The 19920-nt window shown below is 42.9% G+C and carries 15 protein-coding genes; 7 read left to right on the top strand and 8 right to left on the bottom strand.

The genetic code is table 11. The features are described from left to right. Window positions 1-196: 196 nt before the first annotated feature. The 6 genes from KJB35_RS05215 to KJB35_RS05190 all read right to left on the bottom strand — a co-directional run bounded on the left by KJB35_RS05215 (window position 197) and on the right by KJB35_RS05190 (window position 7396). Window positions 197-415 (bottom strand): DUF2835 domain-containing protein, encoded by a 219-nt coding sequence (locus KJB35_RS05215; protein WP_005377440.1) that lies wholly within the window; start codon window positions 413-415, stop codon window positions 197-199. 66 nt (window positions 416-481) lie between these two features. Next, the gene (pepN, locus tag KJB35_RS05210; protein ID WP_064353942.1) at window positions 482-3088 is read right to left on the bottom strand and encodes an aminopeptidase N; all 2607 of its coding nucleotides are present in this window, start codon (window positions 3086-3088) and stop codon (window positions 482-484) included. A gap of 226 nt (window positions 3089-3314) precedes the next feature. Continuing rightward, a complete protein-coding gene (locus KJB35_RS05205; protein ID WP_005377438.1) occupies window positions 3315-3980 on the bottom strand; it encodes a hypothetical protein in 666 nt (221 codons plus the stop codon). Window positions 3981-4174: 194 nt separating this feature from the next. Then, on the bottom strand, window positions 4175-6181 hold the full coding sequence (gene prc, locus KJB35_RS05200; RefSeq protein ID WP_017634279.1) for a carboxy terminal-processing peptidase: 2007 nt from the start codon (window positions 6179-6181) through the stop codon (window positions 4175-4177). A gap of 17 nt (window positions 6182-6198) precedes the next feature. After that, complete coding sequence (proQ, locus tag KJB35_RS05195) at window positions 6199-6825, bottom strand: RNA chaperone ProQ (RefSeq protein WP_005377435.1); 627 nt, start codon at window positions 6823-6825, stop codon at window positions 6199-6201. Between the two features lie 97 nt (window positions 6826-6922). After that, window positions 6923-7396 (bottom strand): GAF domain-containing protein, encoded by a 474-nt coding sequence (locus tag KJB35_RS05190; RefSeq protein ID WP_005377433.1) that lies wholly within the window; start codon window positions 7394-7396, stop codon window positions 6923-6925. Window positions 7397-7488: 92 nt separating this feature from the next. On the opposite strand from KJB35_RS05190, the gene KJB35_RS05185 reads away from it, so the two are divergent. From KJB35_RS05185 to rsmF, 4 genes are all read left to right on the top strand, one after another. Beyond that, window positions 7489-9285 (top strand): ABC transporter ATP-binding protein, encoded by a 1797-nt coding sequence (locus KJB35_RS05185; protein WP_021033889.1) that lies wholly within the window; start codon window positions 7489-7491, stop codon window positions 9283-9285. A 24-nt stretch (window positions 9286-9309) separates the two neighbouring features. Further along, complete coding sequence (locus tag KJB35_RS05180; protein WP_005377429.1) at window positions 9310-10560, top strand: paraquat-inducible protein A; 1251 nt, start codon at window positions 9310-9312, stop codon at window positions 10558-10560. Then, window positions 10553-13201, top strand: coding sequence for an MlaD family protein (locus KJB35_RS05175; RefSeq protein WP_017634276.1), 2649 nt, complete (start codon window positions 10553-10555; stop codon window positions 13199-13201). The genes KJB35_RS05180 and KJB35_RS05175 overlap by 8 nt, the downstream gene beginning before the upstream one ends. A gap of 150 nt (window positions 13202-13351) precedes the next feature. Continuing rightward, on the top strand, window positions 13352-14788 hold the full coding sequence (gene rsmF, locus KJB35_RS05170; RefSeq protein WP_170890642.1) for a 16S rRNA (cytosine(1407)-C(5))-methyltransferase RsmF: 1437 nt from the start codon (window positions 13352-13354) through the stop codon (window positions 14786-14788). 286 nt (window positions 14789-15074) lie between these two features. Here rsmF and KJB35_RS05165 read toward each other — a convergent pair whose 3' ends face one another. Continuing rightward, complete coding sequence (locus KJB35_RS05165; RefSeq protein ID WP_054576876.1) at window positions 15075-15908, bottom strand: S1 RNA-binding domain-containing protein; 834 nt, start codon at window positions 15906-15908, stop codon at window positions 15075-15077. Window positions 15909-16100: 192 nt separating this feature from the next. On the opposite strand from KJB35_RS05165, the gene KJB35_RS05160 reads away from it, so the two are divergent. Beyond that, on the top strand, window positions 16101-17453 hold the full coding sequence (locus KJB35_RS05160; RefSeq protein ID WP_005377421.1) for a hypothetical protein: 1353 nt from the start codon (window positions 16101-16103) through the stop codon (window positions 17451-17453). A gap of 33 nt (window positions 17454-17486) precedes the next feature. Here the strand turns inward: KJB35_RS05160 and KJB35_RS05155 are convergent, their stop codons facing one another. Further along, a complete protein-coding gene (locus tag KJB35_RS05155; RefSeq protein ID WP_005377418.1) occupies window positions 17487-17984 on the bottom strand; it encodes a DUF4442 domain-containing protein in 498 nt (165 codons plus the stop codon). A gap of 372 nt (window positions 17985-18356) precedes the next feature. On the opposite strand from KJB35_RS05155, the gene KJB35_RS05150 reads away from it, so the two are divergent. Beyond that, entirely contained in the window at window positions 18357-19415 is a 1059-nt protein-coding gene (locus tag KJB35_RS05150; RefSeq protein ID WP_005390197.1) for a 3-deoxy-7-phosphoheptulonate synthase, read from the top strand. Window positions 19416-19436: 21 nt separating this feature from the next. Continuing rightward, window positions 19437-19919: a YajQ family cyclic di-GMP-binding protein gene (locus KJB35_RS05145; RefSeq protein ID WP_005377415.1), complete on the top strand. Its 483-nt coding sequence runs from the start codon at window positions 19437-19439 to the stop codon at window positions 19917-19919. The last annotated feature ends 1 nt before the right edge of the window (window position 19920 follow it).

Below are 19920 nucleotides of genomic sequence, written 5' to 3'. Positions count from 1 at the left end.
CACTCCACATTAGAATTGTTGTTTTGTAGGGGGACTTAGTAGCTAGGTTGTTACCTTAGAAACTAAGCATAGGTAATGCATGTGCCCATTGTAAAAGCATAATTACAAATGTTTAACAACTAATCGTAGTGGTAAGAGGTGAAATGTCCGATTCTGTGACTAAGATTCCTATTTAACTCTCTGCAAATACAATACATCACAGAGTTTCTAACTTAAGAAACTTATTATTTTGGTCAGTTGTTAGTCTAAACTGGCCTCTAACGCCCAATTGACTAAGAAATGGTCTAAATCTCGCGGCGGGTAACTGCAAACGCAAACCGTTGTGTGTGACAACTTGAACAACACTTGCCGCACCAGAATAATGAGATAAAAACGTTTGATATGAAATGTTGAGATTGAAGTAGTAATAGTTCATGAAGTGAAAACTAAGTGACATAAACACAATAGGGTGGTCTAAATGACCACCCTATTGTGTTGTTTACTATTCGTCTAGTGCTTTAGTCACTTTTTCGAATAGATCTTTAGCAAGATTATCCATTGCTTTGAGCTTTTCAAGTTCTGCACGAATCATTGCTTGGCGAGCTTCATCGTATTTACGGAACTTAAGCAAAGGATCAATCATTCGAGAAGCTACTTGTGGGTTCGAATCATTTAGTTGGCGAAGAATTTCACCGGCAAACTGGTAACCTACACCGGATTTATCATGGAAACGTACAGGGTTCGCACTTAAGAACGAGCCAATTAAGCTACGCGTACGGTTCGGATTTTTCAAACTAAATGCTTCGTGGTTCATGGTTGCTTTTACTTTTTCAAGAGCATCCTCTGCAGGATTGCTACCTTGAAGTGCAAACCACTTATCCATAACCAAACCGTCGTGCTTCCATTTATCGCTGTAATCAGCCATAAGTGCTTCACGACACTCGAGCTGAGCGTTATTTGCAGCACTCATCGCAGCAATCGTATCTGTCATGTTATTTGCAGATGCGTATTGCGCGTTGACTAAATCATTACCTTTTGCCGTATGTGCTAGGTACTGTAGGCAACGGTTACGTAAAGCACGCTTGCCAATAGCAGCATGGTCGATCGTATACTCTGCTTGCTTAAGCGTGTGATAAGTCGCACTTAGCTCATCTTCTAATTCCTTAGAAAGTGACACTGTAATGCTGTTTAGCACTTTATCTACGGCATCGATATCAATTTGCTGGTACCAACCAGTAATCTCATTGATTGAAGGCATAGAGAAAACTTGAGCAATGAAAGCTGGCTCAAGCGTTTCATCCAACAGCACACCGCGGAAAGCATCTATCACACCTTCAGAAAGCGATACTTCTTGTCCCGCTTGAACGTTTTTCACATTCTGACGAATGTATTTAGCCAATAGCATTTGGCTAGCGTCCCATCGAGCAAAATCGTTCGTTGCGTGCTTCATCAAGAAGACTAACTCGTCATCGCTGTAATCGTATTCTAATTTGACTGGTGCCGAGAATTCACGCAACAAAGATGGCACTGGCTGTTCTTCGACATTTTCAAATACGAACGTTTGCTTATCTTGTTTAATATCCAGCACGTTATGAACAGATTCACCGTTACTCATCAATGGGATAACTTGACCTTTCGAATCATACAACTCGATATCGAACGGGATATGCAGCGCTTGTTTTTCTGCTTGGTCTTGCGTCGGCTCCGTAAATTGCTCTACCGTTAGTGCGTAAGTTTTTGCATCAGCGTTGTATTCGCTATTTACGCGTAGCGTTGGTGTACCCGATTGGCTGTACCACAAACGGAACTGTTTTAAATCAACACCGGTGGCATCTTCCATTGCAGAAACAAAGTCTTCACACGTCGCGGCGGTACCATCGTGACGTTCAAAATAAAGTTTCATTCCTTTTTGGAAGCCCTCTTCGCCAAGGAGTGTATGGTACATGCGAATAACTTCGCTGCCCTTTTCATACACCGTTAGCGTGTAGAAGTTATTCATCTCAATGACTTTGTCAGGACGAATCGGGTGAGACATTGGGCTTGCATCTTCCGCAAATTGAGGACCACGAATAATACGTACGTTATCAATACGGTTATCAGCACGAGAGCCTAAGTCAGAAGAGAATTCTTGGTCACGGAATACGGTTAAGCCTTCTTTTAGACTTAGTTGGAACCAGTCACGACAAGTGACACGGTTGCCAGTCCAGTTGTGGAAGTACTCATGACCGATCACAGCTTCGATGCCTAAATAATCACGATCTGTCGCAGTTTGATCGTTCGCCAGCACATATTTTGAGTTAAAAATGTTCAAGCCTTTGTTTTCCATTGCACCCATGTTGAAGAAATCAACAGCAACGATCATGTAAATATCCAGATCGTATTCCAGGCCAAAGCGTTCCTCATCCCACTTCATCGAGTTGATCAGCGATGTCATCGCATGACCTGCACGATCTAAGTTACCTTTATCAACAAAGATTTCTAAATCAACACTGCGACCTGACATCGTTGTATATTTGTCACGCAATACATCAAAGTCGCCTGCAACAAGGGCGAACAAGTAAGCTGGTTTTGGATGCGGATCCTGCCATTGAACCCAGTGACGACCGTTCTCTGCATCGCCTTCTGCAATTCGGTTACCATTGCTCAGCAAATATGGATAAACCGCTTTATCTGCGATCACTTTTGTTGTGTATTTTGCTAGAACATCCGGACGGTCTAGATAGTACGTGATACGGCGGAAGCCCTCAGCCTCACACTGAGTACAAAATGCGCCGCCTGATTTGTACAAACCTTCGAGTGCTGTATTCGCTTCAGGATCAATTTTGGTGACGATTTCAAGTTCAAACTCGGATGGAAGATCGGTCAGTACCAGCGACGACTCCTTCACCTCGTGATGAGCCCAATCCTCACCATTTACTTTTACAGCGTGTAGCTCAAGTCCTTCGCCATCGAGTTCTAGCGTTGTTGTATCGCCTTTTTGAGCAACTTTTGATACCGCCGTAACGATTGTGTCATTGTCATATAGATCAAAAGTAAGATCGATATCAGTAATCGCATGAGATGGCTCTTTATAATCTTTACGATATTTGGCCTGGGGAGCTTGAGACATGAGCATAAATCCTTGTATGTCGAACAACAAAAATACCAGACTGCATGATCAAAAATGCAGTTCTGGTATCACTATATAAGCTATTTGTAGGGGTTGTGGTATCAGAATACAAGTCTTTCCATCAAAAAACGGAGCTTTTAGTGCTCTAGCTCCGTTTTTTGATTAACATTTAAACAACATTAATGACTTACCGTACGCACGCGTAATTTGGCGCATGTTAAAGGCATCATGGCGTAACTCTATTGAGTACGGCGTACATATCACCATTGGAATCTTCGATCGTTAGCTCATTCTTGTTGAGCTTATACGTTGTTCCATGCTCGCCATTTTCATACAACAGAACCAAAAACTCATCTTCTGTGTAAAACACACCTTGTTTGATGGACTCATCCCCTTCTTCGTTCGAAACCCTAAACATGAACACGAAATCAGGTTGAAGTATCAAATCCATCTGATTAATGTTGTTGGCCACTAGACCGTCGCCAGATACGTGAGAGCTAGACCAAATACCTGCAAGTGAATTGGATAATCCCTTAGTGAATGTTACACCATTAAGATCAAGCGTATTATGGTTGTTGCGATAGGCATAAATTTGAGGCTCGTCGGTGTTTAAACCAAGAACGATGGTGTCTTCATTTGCGTTATACAGCCCTTCCCAATGGTCAACGGAATAGTCTTTCTTTTGAATATCAATAGAAAAGCTGTAGTCAGAACCTAATGAGAGTTTGATCGCACGAAAGTTTTCAGCCGACTCTTCGGGGTTTGGGTTCATCAAATACCAGTCTCCGATGAGAAACGGCGTGTCAAAGTGACTTAATTCATCTTCTCTGGTGTTTTCTCCACCAAACACACTAAAGCAGCAAAAGCTAAGTAAAATAAAGAACCACTTCATATCGGCATCCTTATCGTTTTCTTTTAGCTTAGCCAGTAGTCCTCACTTTCGCGAAATTTTAGATGTAGATCACGTAAATTATTGGGGGAAAATAAGCGAATATCTTGCTCGATACCGAGACAGCGGAAGGCAAAAAGGCATAAAAAAAGAGTGAATCTGAAAGACTCACTCTTTTTATTCTAAATTGCCAGTTATTATGACTGATTTTCCTGCTTAAGTAGATCGACCATAATCGCGACAGACTCATCTAAATAAACATCAGGAGCCTCGTAGTCTTTTGGTATGTCATCCAATGTTTTGAATGCTTTTTTACCCAAAGCAACTTGACGTTCATTTATGCGTTGTAATCGAAGGGCTTCCGCTTTATCCGATTCAGCTTTACGAACTTTTTCGTTCAAAGACAAAGTATTATCGTCTTTTTCTTTACGATATTTCTCGATGTCTTCATTGATAAAGCGGAACTCCATCTCATCAGAAATACGCTTGTTATGAAGAGCAGTAAGTTTTTCAACTAAGGCGTCGTTACTTGGAAACGTTTGATATTGTGCCTTATCAATCTGATCCCAAGGTAAAGCATTGTCTTCAACACTTTCACCTGTTTCAGAAGCCTCAATTGGCGTTGGGTACGAAATATCTGGTGCAACACCACGATTTTGCGTACTTCCACCGTCAATACGATAAAATTTCTGAATCGTGTACTGAACATAACCTAGCTCTTTATCGAACAGATCATAAATATGATTCAGTGAACGATGTTGCTGAACTGTACCTTTACCGAAAGAGTTTTCACCTAAGATGATTGCACGATTATAATCTTGCATTGCCGCTGCAAAAATTTCAGATGCTGAAGCACTGTAGCGGTTAATCAATACCGTCAATGGGCCATCATAACTCACTTTTCCATCGGTATCGGCATTCACCTTGATGCGGCCATAGCTGTCACGAACTTGAACTACAGGACCTTCTTTAATGAATAAACCTGTCAATGCCGTTGCTTCTGTTAGCGCACCACCGCCATTGTTGCGTAGATCAACGATTACGCCGTCAACGTTTTTGGTTTTCAACTCAGCTAGTAATTTATCGGTGTCTTTCGATAAGCCGACGTAGAAACTTGGTACTTCTAAAATACCAATCTTCTTACCGTCTTTTTCGATGATTTCTGACTTAACTGCACGATCTTCTAAGCGAACTTTGTCACGAACAATTGTGACAATGTAACTCTTCGCATCGTTACCTTCTGGCAAGATCTGTAGATTAACCTTTGTGCCTTTAGGGCCTTTGATTAACTGAACAACATCATCCAGACGCCAACCGATCACGTCGACAATTTCTTCACCGTCTTGTCCAACACCAGTGATTCGGTCCCCTTCACCAAGTTGCTTACTCTTTGAGGCCGGACCGCCAACAACAAGTGAACGAATTACTGTGTAATCGTCTGTCATTTGCAAAACGGCGCCGATACCTTCTAGAGAAAGGTTCATTTCCGATTGGAATTGCTCGGCATTACGTGGAGAAAGGTAGCTTGTATGAGGGTCAACCTGTCGCGCGAAGGCATTCATATACAACTGAAATGCGTCTTCATTGTTGGTCTGTGTGATGCGCTTCATCGCGTTGTTATAACGCTTCTCTAAAACTTCTTTAATCTCTGGCCACTCTTTGCCAGTCAGTTTCAGATTTAACGCGTCATATTTCACACGCTTGCGCCACAACTCGTTGAGCTCTGCTTCGTCTTTTGGCCATGCGGCCTCAGAGCGGTCTAACTCTATCTCGTCATCGGTATCAAACTTGATCTCTTCATCGAGTAGAGTTAACGCATAAGCAAAACGATCGAAACGCTTCTGCATTGAGAGGTTGTAAACATCAAAAGCAATTTGGTTGTTGCCCGATTTAAGCTGATCATCAAGCTCGACTGACCAATTTTTAAATGAATCGATGTCTGCTTGAGTGAAAATATTTCTATTGTAATCAAGCAACTCTACATAGCGTTCAAAGATCGCTTTAGAGAAATCATCATTGAGGCTGAAGTGCTTATAATGAGAGCGGGTAAATCGCGAGGTGACTCGTTTGCTAGCTGTTTCATGCTGAACTTCAGGAGAAAGAACCGGCAGGTCATCTTTATGTAGTTTGGCTTCAAGAGCCTGAGCTGATGCTGCTAGCCATAAGCTAGCAGCAATCAGGGTCACTTTTGAACGGCAATTCATGCGTAGGAGTATCTCCTTTATGCGCGCAAGTGCTCCGCTTTCACAACCATTTGTAGGCCGTTAGCAAGTTGAACACGTACATCATCCTTATTGATTTCAACAATGGTCGCTGCCATGTTTCCTTTGCCCATGTTCACGTTAACTGCGTTACCTACTGTGATTTCATCAGCATTTAGAGCGCGCGTTTCTACAGGCTTAGTTGGTTTTTGTACTTTTGGTTTATTAGTACGACGAGGCTGTTGAGGCTTTTTAGCCGCAGGTTTCGCTTTCGCCTTACCCTCTTCACGAGCTTTTTGTGCTTGTTCTTTACGACGAGCCTGAACTTTCGCCTTGCTTTCTGCAAGTGTCGCTTTCGCGTGTTCAACGTGCTCTTCTTCTAGCTCACCACAAGGGTTGCCATCTAGGTCTACACGTACTGCACCTGGTTTTACACCATGTAGGTAACGCCATGATGAAGTGTACTGTCTTAACGCTGCACGAAGCTGTGTTTTGCTTACTTTTTCGTCTTCATTTAGACGTTCCGCAAGATCTTGAAAAATACCAATTTTCAGAGGTTTTGCTTCACCTTCTAAAGTAAAGCACTTAGGGAAACATTCAGCAATATATGCAATAACTTCTTTGCTGTTTTTTAACTTTTCAGTCATGAGGGGTCCTGATTTGAGCGGATTTCCGCGAGCATTAAGAAAAAATATTCTCGTATTATAGTGACATGCCAAGGAAAAACCACACTCGAAGGCTAATTTATGCGTCGTTCGCGTGTGAATTAAGCAGCTTTTCTACTTCAACCATGAAATGAGTGAGACCTTCTTCGTCTGTTTCATTAAATCGGCCAATACTTGGACTATCAATATCAAGTACACCAACCACCTTTCCATTAATAGAAAATGGAATCACAATTTCTGAATTGCTCGCTGCATCGCACGCAATATGCCCCTCAAATTCGTGAACGTCGTATACTCTTTGTATAGTATTAGTTTGTGCAGCAGTACCGCAGACGCCTCGACCCATTGGGATACGAACACAAGCTGGTTTTCCTTGGAACGGACCAAGAACAAGCTCTTCACCTTTTGTTAGGTAAAAGCCTGCCCAGTTAAGATCGTCAAGTTCCATGAAAAGCAATGAGCTCAAGTTTGCTAGGTTCGCAATAAAGTCTGGTTCAGACTCAATTAGAGCAACAGCTTGTTTGGTTAGTCTTTGGTATTGTTCTAAGTTCATATTAACTTCCTACTTACTATAAAAGCTTCCATTCTCAATGTATGGCGCTAAAATGCAGCCCTACTTTATAATAGGACTTATTCTCAATTACAATGCTTCTGAAAAATGACACTATTAGCCGTTCTTGGTTGATAACACAAGTAAAAAAGCACAAGTCCAAGCTGATCATAGCGAACTTGATAGCGGTGCTTGCAACCTTGATTAGTGTTCCAATTCCCCTCCTCATGCCTTTGATGGTTGATGAGGTCTTATTGGACCAACCTGCAAAAGGCTTAGACGCCATGAATGCCATTCTCCCTGAAGCGTGGCACACTCCGACAGGCTATATTTTCTTCACCCTGTTCTTGGTTGTTCTTATGCGAGCTGCGAGCCAAGGATTAAATATCCTTCAAAGCCGACAATTTACGCTTGTTTCAAAAACCATCACGTTTGAGATGCGCAGTAAAATGATCGACAAACTCGGCCGTATCAGCATCCGACAATACGAAACCAAAGGTAGCGGAGGAATCAACGCACACCTTATCACTGACATTGAGACCATTGATAAATTTATTGGTTCTACGTTAGCAAAATTCGTTATCAGTTTTCTGACTGTTATTGGTACTGCTATCGTTCTACTTTGGCTCGATTGGCGACTTGGTCTGTTTATCCTGTTAGTTAACCCTATTGTCATTTACTTCTCACGTAAACTAGGCAGTATGGTTAAACATCTGAAACGGAAGGAAAATCATTCTTTTGAAATTTTCCAAAACCGTTTGGTTGAAACATTAGATGGAATCTACCAACTACGCGCAGCCAATAAAGAGCGAGAATTCCTCCAACAACTCAAAGACAGTGCGAACCAAGTTCGCGTTGATGCAGACAAGTATGCTTGGCAATCTGAAGCGGCTGGTCGCGTTTCTTTTCTTCTCTTTTTGATCGGCTTTGAATTATTCAGAGCTGTCGCAATGTTAATGGTCATGTTCAGTGACCTTACTATTGGCCAAATATTTGCCGTTTTTGGTTACCTATGGTTCATGCTTTCTCCTGTTCAAGAGTTGCTTGGGATTCAGTTTTCTTGGTACAGCGCTAAAGCCGCATTAAAACGCATCAACGACTTATTAGAGTTAGAAGAAGAGCAGAGACCGGTTCCTAAGGTAAATCCTTTCAAAGAAGGTAGAGAAGTTGACGTTAAAGTAGAAAACATTAATTTCTCTTACAATAATGAAAACAAAGTCCTAGATAATCTTTCTTTACATATGCCGGCAGGAAAGAAAGTGGCGTTAGTTGGCGCAAGCGGCGGTGGTAAGTCAACCTTGATACAATTACTTATTGGGGTTTACCGTCAAAACTCCGGTAGCATTCGCTTTAATGATGAATTAACAGAAGATATTGGTTTTGAAGTAATTCGCGACAAAATTGCCGTGGTATTACAGCAACCTATACTATTTAACGACACCTTGAGGCATAATCTAACGCTTGGTGGGGATTTTGACGAAATGTCACTTTGGCGTGCGCTTGAAGTGGCTCAGCTGCAAGATGTTATTTCTCAACTGAACCACGGCTTGGATACTCAAGTTGGTCGTAATGGCATTCGTTTGTCAGGAGGTCAACGACAACGGCTTGCCATTGCTAGAATGGTGCTGAGTAATCCTCAATTTGTTATTTTAGACGAAGCCACGTCTGCGCTAGATACCGCTACTGAAGCGGCTTTACACAAAGCACTGACCGAGTTCTTACGTGGTAGAACAACATTAATCGTTGCGCACCGACTATCCGCTGTTAAACAAGCCGATTTGATCTACGTGCTTGAAGATGGGAAAGTGACGCAAACAGGTACTCATGGTGAGTTAGTTGAGCAAGAAGGCTTATATCAAACCTTATATGGGGGCATACAGTCCCACGCTTAAATCGTTCAAGCTAGAGAGGTCGTTATGACCTCTCTGTCTAAGCACGCCATGCAACCCAATAACGTACGTCTGTGCCAAGGTTGTGAATTGCCTGTCGACATCGTCGACTTACCCCATGGCAAAAATGCACACTGCCCTCGTTGTGGTACACAATTATATCGCGGAGGTAGCCCTAGCCTCTCTGGTAATCTAGCCGTCGCGATAACCTGCATCCTACTATTTATTCCATCGCACTTTTTTAACTTTATTAGCATCCGACTCTTTGGTGTGATGATTCCGGCAACCCTACCTTCAGGGATGATCACATTGATGGAAGAAGGATTTGTTCTTCTTTCATTGCTCATTCTATTTTGTAGCTCTCTTGCGCCACTGACGGTTTGTGTTTCAGTGGTAACGGCACATATTTCTTTACATCAACGATGGTTCCGTGGGCTTCGTATCTCACTGTGGCTAATTCAACATTTGAAGCATTGGGTTATGTTGGATGTGTTCTTAGTTAGCATCGCCATTTCCTGTTTTAAACTCCAAGATTATTCCGACATTTTCGTCGGTCCAGGGTTAATTGGTCTGGTTCTTTTGCAGATATTTACCGTTTTGTTAGTTTCAAGAATCAGCGTCCGTCGTTATTGGGAAGCTTGGAAGCCAGAAAGTTTATATGCTTTTGAGCATAAAGATGTGCATTGCCATGAATGCCACTTGTCCCAACCTGAAGGTGACCATTGCCAGCGTTGTCATCACGAGTTATATCATCGCAAGCCAAACTCCATTCAGAAAACATGGGCTTACCTCATCGCAGCAACGGTCGCCATCTTCCCTGCTAACCTGATCCCTATTTCCATCTTGCTTACCAATGGTAAGCGTTTGGAGGACACTATTTTTTCAGGCGTGGCTGGTTTGGTAAAAAGCGGCATGTATGGAATCGCTGCGATCATTTTTGTTGCCAGTATCGTTGTCCCGGTGATTAAAATACTTGGGCTCGCCTACATCATGCTTTGCATCCAATTCAAACGTTCGGTGTTTAAGAGACAACGAATGATGGTTTACTTTGTTGTTAAATGGATCGGTAAATGGTCTGTGATGGATTTGTTTGTTATTTCTATCATGATGACTTTAGTCGATCGTGGTCAGATACTGGATTTCACACCAGGATATGGCGCCGTAGCATTTGGTGTTGTCGTAGTGTTGACCATGCTTGCAGCAGAAAGTATTGATCCAAGGCTAATCTGGGACCAAACAAGCCCAAAACAATCAGAAAAAGAGTCAATGAATGAGTGATCAGAACAGTTCTCAAACGTCATACGTACCAGATGTAAAGCGGAGTAAAGGCATATCTCCTCTTTGGCTGTTGCCAATTTTGACCATGGTCTTAGCTGGCTGGCTTGTAGTGAAGTCGATACACGATGCAGGACAACGAGTGCAAATCTATTTTTCTGATGCCGCTGGTCTTGTCGCCGGCCGAACCACTATCCGTTACCAAGGATTAGAAGTCGGCATGGTAAGAGACATTAACCTCACCGAAGATCTCGGCAGTATTTATGTCGATGCTGATATCTATCCTGAAGCTGCAAAGTTACTGAACGATAAAACACGCTTTTGGTTAGTAAAACCAACAGCTAGCCTAACGGGAGTTTCCGGACTGGATGCGCTCGTCTCAGGTAACTACATCTCGATTCAACCCGGAGATGGTCAAGAGTTTGAGACAACATTCCATGCGTTAGACTCTGCCCCAACAGATTTACGTGTTTCTCAAGGTTTGAATATTAAGCTCAAAAGCCGTGATTTAGGTGGTGTATCGGTTGGCTCTCAAATTGTTTATAAGAAAATCCCAATCGGTGAAGTGTACAGTTACCAGCTAGATGAAGATGCAAAATCTATCACTATTCAAGCCAACATTCAGGATCAATACCGACATATCATTAACAACCGCAGTCGATTCTGGAACGTCAGTGGAATTGGTGCCAGCATCGGTTTTGAAGGTGTCGATGTAAGACTAGAAAGCATGAGTGCCTTACTAGGTGGCGCCATCGCAGTCGACTCTCCGGATGATGGTGAGCCTGTAGAAGAGAACACCGAGTTCCGTTTGTATAAAGATTTGAAAACTGCTGGTCGAGGCATCGCGGTTAAAATCGTCCTACCTGATGACAGCAAGATCAGCGGAGAAGGCGCTCCAATTATGTATCGCGGAATTGAAATTGGCCAAGTTACGGACTTGAGCCTTTCCGAAGGTCGAGAAGTGATATTGGCGTCAGCGGCAATTCAACCCGCTTTTAGTGACATGCTGACGACAGGTACTCGATTTGTCTTAGAAGAAGCAAAGGTGTCCCTTTCTGGTGTTGAAAACATTGCTAATTTAGTGCGAGGAAACTTCTTAACGATCGTGCCGGGCGCGGGTGAACGCTCTCGCCGCTTTACTGCGATTCGTAAAAACGTGTTTAACCAACAGCAAGAAAAGTCTATCGCGATTCGGTTGGTGTCCGACAATTCGTTTGGCCTAGATAGCGGTGCCAATGTACTTTATAAAGGCATCGTTGTTGGTTCAATCATCAAAGTGGGCCTAGTTAAGGAAGATAAAAAATCACAACACGAAGTATTTATGGATGTATTGATTGACCATGAATACAAACATCTGATCAAATCAAACAATCGTTTTTATGTAACCGGCAGTGCATCAGCAGAGTTAACTGAATCGGGGCTCAGCGTTACCGTTCCTCCAGCAAAGCAGTTGTTAACCGGGTCAATTAGTTTTGTGAGCGAAGGCAAGCAGGATATTCAAAAAGAGTATCAACTGTTCCAAAATGAATCATTGGCTGAATTGGCGCAGTACAATCAAAGTGGCTCTAGGGCGCTAACACTATTTGCTTCTGAATTGCCGCCGATTTCCAAAGGCAGCCCTCTACTCTATCGTAATCTTCCAGTTGGTAACGTCTCCGATTTCCAACTAGTTGATGGCGGAGTACTAATTAAGGCTACTATCGAAAACCGCTTCGCTTATCTTGTAACGCCACAAACCGTTTTTTGGAATCGTTCAGGGATTGAGATAGATGCATCATTAGCTGGCGTCAGTGTGAAAGCGCACCCTTTGAAGTCGTTAATCGAAGGTGGCATCGCTTTTGACTCCGTACCAGGCGTTGAAAACAAAATCGGAGAAAACTGGAAGCTGTATTCTGATCAAAAAACCGCTCGCAAGTTTGGGCGCGTCATTGCTTTAGAAACCGACGGTTCGCAAGAGATTGCTAAAGGAATGCCGATTGAATATCAAGGTGTTAAAGTTGGTGAAATCACTCTGGTTGTACCGAATTTTCGTCGTAACATGGTTGAAGTCACTGCAAGGATCCTACCTGAATACGTAGAAAACATTGCAGTTGAAGGCTCACATTTTTGGCTAACTGAACCAGAAATTGGTTTAGGTGGCGTTAAAAACCTCGGGGCGTTGGTGTCGAAATCCATCAGTGTTGAACCAGGTAAAGGTAAAGCTAAATTTGATTTTCAATTAGAAAATAGTTCAGAACGCGTGCATGGAATCATGTTTACGTTACAAAGTGAACAGAGAGGCTCAGTACAAGTCGGTACCCCTATTCTTTACCGCCAGATGGAAGTTGGCCAAGTGACCGACGTAAGCCTAGGAGAATTTGCTGATCGCATCGTCACGACTATCAAAATACAGCCTGAATATGCTTACCTCGTTCGTCAAAACAGTGTGTTCTGGAATGTTTCAGGAGTAGATGTTTCCATCGGGCTTACCGGCGCTAACATCAAAGCGGGAACCTTTGATAGTTTAGTTCGCGGAGGAATTGCGTTTTCAACGCCAGAGCAATCGACTATTCCACCAGCGGCAAAGAGTGGGCAATCTTTCTTTTTGTATCCACAAGCTGAAGAAGGTTGGACTCAATGGCGTACAGCAATTCCGAAGCCGTAGAATAAAGCTCAATTCACGTACAATTGAAGTTTGATCATTTTAAAAGAGCAGCAATCGCTGCTCTTTTTTATTGCTCGGCCCTTGTCACTATTCGTTTCTGCTTCGCTTTCGTATATTATTTGCCACAAATTCTGCAAACGAGATCCCACATTGCATCCTAATGTTTACATCCCAGACGCGTTTCTGGAAAAAATCCAAACTATTCTTCCTGCTCACCTCAACATGGAAGACTTTATCGCGTCGTGCCAAAAGCCACTACGCAAAAGTATTCGAGTTAATACGTTGAAGATCAGTGTTGAAGCGTTTCTAGAACGAACAGAAGCAAAAGGCTGGAAGCTTTCTCCCGTGCCTTGGTGTGACACAGGTTTTTGGATTGAAGCGGACGAGTCAGTTGTACCATTAGGCAACACAGCAGAACACATGTCTGGCTTATTCTACATTCAAGAAGCCAGTTCGATGATGCCGGTATCTGCTCTGTTTATGAATGATGAATCTTACGATGCCGTGTTAGATACCGCAGCCGCTCCAGGCTCAAAAACCACTCAAATTGCAGCTTTAATGAACAACGAAGGTGTGCTTGTGGCCAATGAATACGCCGCAAGTCGTGTAAAAGTACTGCACGCTAATGTGGAACGTTGTGGAGTACGTAACGCCGCACTAAGTAACTTCGATGGGCGCGTTTTTGGCGGTTGGCTACCAGAACAATTTGATGCGGTTTTGCTCGACGCGCCTTGCTCTGGAGAAGGCACCGTTCGCAAAGACGAAGATGCGATGAAAAACTGGACGCAAGCTTCCGTACTCGACATCGCTGACACACAGAAAGATCTTATTGAAAGCGCCTTCCATGCATTAAAGCCCGGTGGTGTGATGGTTTACTCAACATGTACGCTCAGTACAGAAGAAAACCAACAAGTTTGTCAACACTTGAAAGAAACCTTTGGGGATGCTGTAGAGTTTGAAAGCCTTGAGAACTTGTTTGAAAACGCAGAGGCAGCTCTAACTGAAGAAGGCTTTTTGCATATTTTCCCGCAGGTCTACGACTGTGAAGGGTTCTTTGTTGCAAGAATTCGCAAACAGGCTGCTGTTGAGGCGCCAGAAGTCAAAAAGCGCATGGGGAAATTCCCCTTTGCTAAAACTTCAAAAAAAGAATCGACAGAAATTGCTCAACAACTCCAAAGCGCGTTAGGTATTAAACTTCCAAATGACAGTTCTGTATGGCTTCGCGATAAAGATGTCTGGTTATTCCCTAATGCTTTAGAAGCGATGATCGGCGAATTACGCTTCTCCCGTATGGGTATAAAGATCGCGGAAGCACATAAAAATGGCTACCGTTGGCAACACCAAGTCGCGACTGCCCTGGCGACAGGTTCTGAAAGCAACGCCATTGAACTCAGTATTGAAGAAGCGCGCGAATGGTACATGGGGCGTGATGTTCGCCCACAAACCATTCCTGAGGGAATGAAAACAGGTAAAGGCGAAGTGCTTGTCACCTATCAAGGCGCAGTTATTGGCCTTGGCAAGTGGGTAAGCAACCGAATAAAGAATGGTCTCCCTCGCGAATTAGTACGAGATAAGAACTTATTTTAAAAGACGTAAAACGAACCATAAATAAATGAAAAGCCATCGTATTTGCGATGGCTTTTTAATTCGTAAGTATGAAAGCAAGTGGGCTCGCTAGCGATCCGGACACGCTGTACTAAACTAGTTGTATCAAAGTAATGCTTTGATGTGGCATTTCTCTCTATGTTCACCAACAAAATTATTGTTGGACAAGTTTAGCGCAGGCTCTGCGGAGCCGTTTCCCCTAGGCCCAAAAAAAAGGAAAAGTTTGGGCCGTTTTTTTGGCTGTAGATCCGCTATACGTGAGTTTGGACTACGCTAGACGAATACCGTCTTTCTCAATGACAATTTTACCCTGCTTGTATAAGCCACCGATGGTCTTTTTATAAGTCCCTTTACTTGTGCGGAAAGCATCAAAAATCGCTTCAGGAGACGACTTGTCATTCAAAGGCAAAAATCCGCCTTTCTTCTCTAGCAGGTCAAGGATCTTACTAGAAAGATCGTCCATTTTCGCCACACCTACTTTTTGTAGAGCAAGGTCGATTTTGCCATCTTCACGAATGTGCTTAATAAAGCCTTTCAGCTTTTTACCGATGTAAAGCTTACCAAAAACATCCGATGGGAAAATCATGCCCCAATGCTTACCGTTAACGATAGCTTTATAACCAAGTTGACTACGCTCTGCGATGATCAAATCAACTTGTTCGTTAACTTCATAATTCGCTGGAGTTTTATCTAACCATTTATTGAACTTAGTCGTACCAACAATGCGACCTGACGCTTTGTCGGTATAAACATACACTAAAATGGTTTGTCCGGCAGAGAAGCGAGTGCGTTGCTCACTAAAAGGAATCAGTAAGTCCTTTTCTTTGATGCCCCAATTTACAAAAGCACCTGTCGCATTCACACCCTCAATCTTCATTAAACCCCACTCACCCACTTGGGCAATTGGTCTTTCAATGGTCGCAGCAAGTTGGCTTTCTGAATCGAAGTACAGAAATACGTCTACATACTCACCAATTTCAGTACCCTCTGGTACATACTTACTAGGTAGTAGAACAGAACCGTAATCATCGCCATCCAGAAATACGCCAAAATCAGCCTTTTTAATGACTTCTAAGCTGTTAATTTGACCAATTTTAATCATTGATTTTGTCTCTTTTTAAATTTACGTGGAATTATACCTAAACTAACAAGAAAATCAGAGAGAAAAGCATAGTGCTCTGTTATGCTGTTGTCGTTCAGCTATATGCCCCAGTCACTCTTTTAGCACTCTTATACTTACCTGCTCAACGGAACGCATAAGTTAAGAATGCTTTAGCAAAGTCAGGAGCTTTCTTTGGTCACCGTCGATAAACAAGACTCAATAACATTAAAAATCAGTCATGCACTCGCAAAGAGCAAAAGTGTCGACCTAGATATTTACTTTTTTATACCTGGTGAGCTTGGTTTAAACGCCGATATCATCAGTGAATCCGAATTTTATTACACCTCAATCACACAGCAACGATCTTATTACAGTACTGAAATCCTTCTTCCGCTAGTACACAGTCGACTTGCCAAACGTGGACGCCTGTCGAATCAGCAATACCGAGTAAGTTTGAGTTTGTTCGCTTACCAATACGTTATCGCGCTAGACAAAGCGGTAGCAAGTTTAAACAAGCATGAGAACAACTCCGTAACGGAAGATGAAGTGGACGAAGTTATCGAGCTCACGCTTGAGATCTTAAAGCGCTTGCGGCGTTCTATTCCTTATGAAGAGAACTTAAAACGCTACTACGTTAACATCGATAACTATCTGTCTTGGTATACCGAGCAAAAGTTCCTGTCACTGGTGGCCCATCTACCACGTGAAGGCGACTATGGCACGATAAAAAAGCGTCTGATCACGCTATGTGAGAAAGAGCAAGCCCATCGTAAACTCAACAAATACAACTCATCAAGAGTCGTTGAAGACGTTACTCGCCTATCTAACAAAATGCGCTTGCTAAGGCGATTGATTGAACACCCTATCGTGCTTCGTGAAGAAACCATATCGATGGGTAACAACATTAAGCGCGCTATCAAAGGTATTGCAACCGGTTTAGTGATGGTTGTCGTGACCTCGACCGTGATTCTCGCTCGCGATTATCTGGGGGAAATTTCTGCCTCATTCATTATCGCGATGTCTTTTATTTACGCTTTACGAGAAATCTTTAAAGATGATTTACGCGATGCCATGTGGCGATGGATCCGTAAAGGCAAACCAAAATGGCGTAAGAAGTACGTTGATCCAACGACGAAAAAAGTGGTTGGCAAAAAATTGGAGTGGCTCGATTATCGTACCTTAAGTAGCTTGCCGGATAAGATTCAAAGAATACGTAAAAAACGCGTCGTTCAACGTGAAGAGCAGATTCTTCATTATCACGAGAAAACCGAAATGGCGACCTCTCTTTTCTTGAGTGGTTACGAACAAACGAGAGAAACATTGAACATCAGTTTGCGCCCTATCATCCGCTTGATGGATAAAAGCTCAAACCGAGTTTACCGTTTAAATGAAGGTCAAGTAACCAAAGAGTCAGTAGAGAAACGTCATTTGCTCAATGTGATTGTCAAAGAGGACAACCACACCGATGAGCCTGTTTATTACCGCTGGAAAGTGGTCTTAAATCGCTCCAAAATCGTCTCTATCGAGAAGATTGAACTCAATTAAGCCAACGCCTTTAAACAAACGAGCCACAAACCACTAGGCAGCCTCTTTTCTTTGTTGGGCTGCTTTTTTTATCGAAAGAGTAAGCGAAAATTCAGCCATTGGCTCGTCACCATGTAAGTTAGGACACAGCGCGACAATTTTTACGTCACGATTTACTCGTTCACCCGTTGCCAAGGTGTGCTCGAGCATCTCATCAATGACATGACCATCGTTACAAACAAAGTGCACATCGGCTTCCGGGCGCTTTAAAAACTCGGCTTTCACACCTTTAAATGCTAGCGAGATCGCTTCTCCCTTTTCTTGCGCTTTACTCATAGCAAGAAAACCACCAGCAACATCAGCGCCAACGGCTAAAGCGCCGAAATACATGCTATTCAGGTGGTTCTTCGTTCTTCTGCGCAATGGGATACGAACCTCAACATGCTTGCTATCTATCGCAATGATTTTAGGGTGGCAAAGCCAAATCAGCGGCACTTTCGAAAAGCCAAACAGATTTAGATACAAATTCGCACGACGTAGAGCTGATAACATTTTGGTCTCCTTACCAATCTAGTCAGACCAGTTAATCAACGAAAGAAATAGATGTCAAAGAAATGTTAACAAAAGCTCGATCTCACGAGTTATTTAACCCTCATGAAGTGACGGCGTCACCCGTGAGGTATGAAGTTTATCGCAGTTACTTAGATTACCTTACAGCGAGATAGATAAAATGGTTATAAATTCAAATGTATATATATTGATTTAATGATCAAGTTTTGTCATTTATACATAAGTCATTTAAATGAATACCTACACCTTTGTATACAATTCGGTATTTCCTGGCGAAGATTCCCGTGAAACGGTTTATTCCTGCCTGTAATTCCGTTATCTTTACCCCTTCGCAATAGAGAATAAAGCTATAACATGCCTATAAAAACAGATGAATTGAGAACCCAGCCTTTGGGTCCAATGCCTACCCCAGCAGAGCTAGGTAGTGTACATCCTATTACGGATGACGTTGCAGACCGTATCGCTCAATCTCGTCGTCAGATTGAAAACATTTTATCGGGTGAAGACGATCGCCTTCTTGCGATTGTAGGTCCGTGTTCTGTTCACGACACTGAAGCTGCCATTGATTACGCCACTCGCCTGAGTGAAATCCAAGACAAGTACAAAGACGAACTGTTTATCGTGATGCGTACTTACTTTGAAAAGCCTCGTACAGTAGTTGGTTGGAAAGGTTTGATTACGGACCCTAACCTAGATGGTTCTTACGCACTTGAAGCTGGTCTTCATAAAGCTCGTAAACTACTACTGGATATCAACAAGCTTGGTCTTGCGACTGCTACTGAGTTTCTTGATATGATCACTGGCCAATACATCGCGGATTTGATCACTTGGGGCGCGATTGGTGCTCGCACAACGGAATCACAAATTCACCGTGAAATGGCGTCGGCACTATCTTGCCCAGTTGGTTTCAAAAATGGCACAAATGGCAACGTAAAAATTGCAATTGATGCAATTCGCGCATCGAAAGCATCGCATTACTTCTACTCGCCAGATAAGAACGGTCGAATGACGGTTTACCGCACAAGTGGCAACCCTTACGGTCATATTATTCTGCGCGGTGGAGAAAAAGGCCCTAACTTTGATGAAGCATCAGTCAAACAAGCATGTGATGCTTTAGCTGAGTTTGGATTGCCACAACGTTTGGTTGTGGATTTCAGCCATGCAAACTGTCAGAAGCAACACAGAAAACAAATCGACGTAGCTCAAGACATTTGTAACCAAATTAAGTCAGGCAGCACTCGTATTGCGGGTATCATGGCAGAAAGCTTTATTCTTGAAGGCAATCAGCCAATGACTGACATCAATAACCTAACGTATGGTCAGTCTATTACAGATCCATGCCTAGGTTGGGAAGACACTGCTACAATGCTAGATATGCTGGCAAGCGCAGTTAAGTCCCGAAAGTCCCTATAACAAAATAATCAAGGAATCTTCATGCCATCGTTTGATATTGTTTCTGAAATCGATACGGTTGAACTACGTAACGCCGTTGATAATGCTAACCGTGAATTGTCTACTCGTTTCGATTTCCGCAACGTAAATGCGAGCTTTGAGCTAGTAGAAGAAAACGTAAAAATGTCTGCGGAAGGTGACTTCCAACTTAAGCAAATGCGCGACATTTTACGCGGCCACTTAGCGAAGCGTAACATTGACGCGAACGCAATGGATGCACAAGACCCAGACGTTACTGGTAAAAACTGGCACCAAACTCTGCTTTTCCGCCAAGGTATTGATACTCCAACGGCGAAAAAAGTAGTGAAACTTATCAAAGACGCAAAGTTAAAAGTACAAGCTTCTATTCAAGGCGACAAAGTACGTGTTACCGGTAAGAAACGCGACGACCTGCAAGCGACAATGGCAGCGATTCGTGAAGCAGAGATGGGTATCCCATTCCAGTTTAACAACTTCCGTGATTAAT

It is taken from the genome of Vibrio sp. D431a (assembly GCF_030248655.1).
In the GTDB taxonomy this organism is placed as follows: Bacteria; Pseudomonadota; Gammaproteobacteria; order Enterobacterales; family Vibrionaceae; genus Vibrio; species Vibrio alginolyticus.
Note: the sequence above shows the minus strand (reverse complement) of the source record. Positions and strands in the feature narration are given on the sequence as shown.

Excerpts from the sequence above, each read along its gene's own strand:
- KJB35_RS05150 (WP_005390197.1), top strand. The coding sequence starts at position 18,357 with ATGCCTATAAAAACAGATGAATTGAGAACCCAGCCTTTGGGTCCAATG.
- KJB35_RS05165 (WP_054576876.1), bottom strand. The coding sequence starts at position 15,908 with ATGATTAAAATTGGTCAAATTAACAGCTTAGAAGTCATTAAAAAGGCT.
- KJB35_RS05205 (WP_005377438.1), bottom strand. The coding sequence starts at position 3,980 with ATGAAGTGGTTCTTTATTTTACTTAGCTTTTGCTGCTTTAGTGTGTTT.
- KJB35_RS05190 (WP_005377433.1), bottom strand. The coding sequence starts at position 7,396 with ATGAACTTAGAACAATACCAAAGACTAACCAAACAAGCTGTTGCTCTA.
- KJB35_RS05185 (WP_021033889.1), top strand. The coding sequence starts at position 7,489 with ATGCTTCTGAAAAATGACACTATTAGCCGTTCTTGGTTGATAACACAA.
- KJB35_RS05175 (WP_017634276.1), top strand. The coding sequence starts at position 10,553 with ATGAGTGATCAGAACAGTTCTCAAACGTCATACGTACCAGATGTAAAG.
- KJB35_RS05215 (WP_005377440.1), bottom strand. The coding sequence starts at position 415 with ATGAACTATTACTACTTCAATCTCAACATTTCATATCAAACGTTTTTA.
- KJB35_RS05145 (WP_005377415.1), top strand. The coding sequence starts at position 19,437 with ATGCCATCGTTTGATATTGTTTCTGAAATCGATACGGTTGAACTACGT.
- KJB35_RS05180 (WP_005377429.1), top strand. The coding sequence starts at position 9,310 with ATGACCTCTCTGTCTAAGCACGCCATGCAACCCAATAACGTACGTCTG.
- KJB35_RS05155 (WP_005377418.1), bottom strand. The coding sequence starts at position 17,984 with ATGTTATCAGCTCTACGTCGTGCGAATTTGTATCTAAATCTGTTTGGC.
- proQ (WP_005377435.1), bottom strand. The coding sequence starts at position 6,825 with ATGACTGAAAAGTTAAAAAACAGCAAAGAAGTTATTGCATATATTGCT.
- pepN (WP_064353942.1), bottom strand. The coding sequence starts at position 3,088 with ATGTCTCAAGCTCCCCAGGCCAAATATCGTAAAGATTATAAAGAGCCA.
- prc (WP_017634279.1), bottom strand. The coding sequence starts at position 6,181 with ATGAATTGCCGTTCAAAAGTGACCCTGATTGCTGCTAGCTTATGGCTA.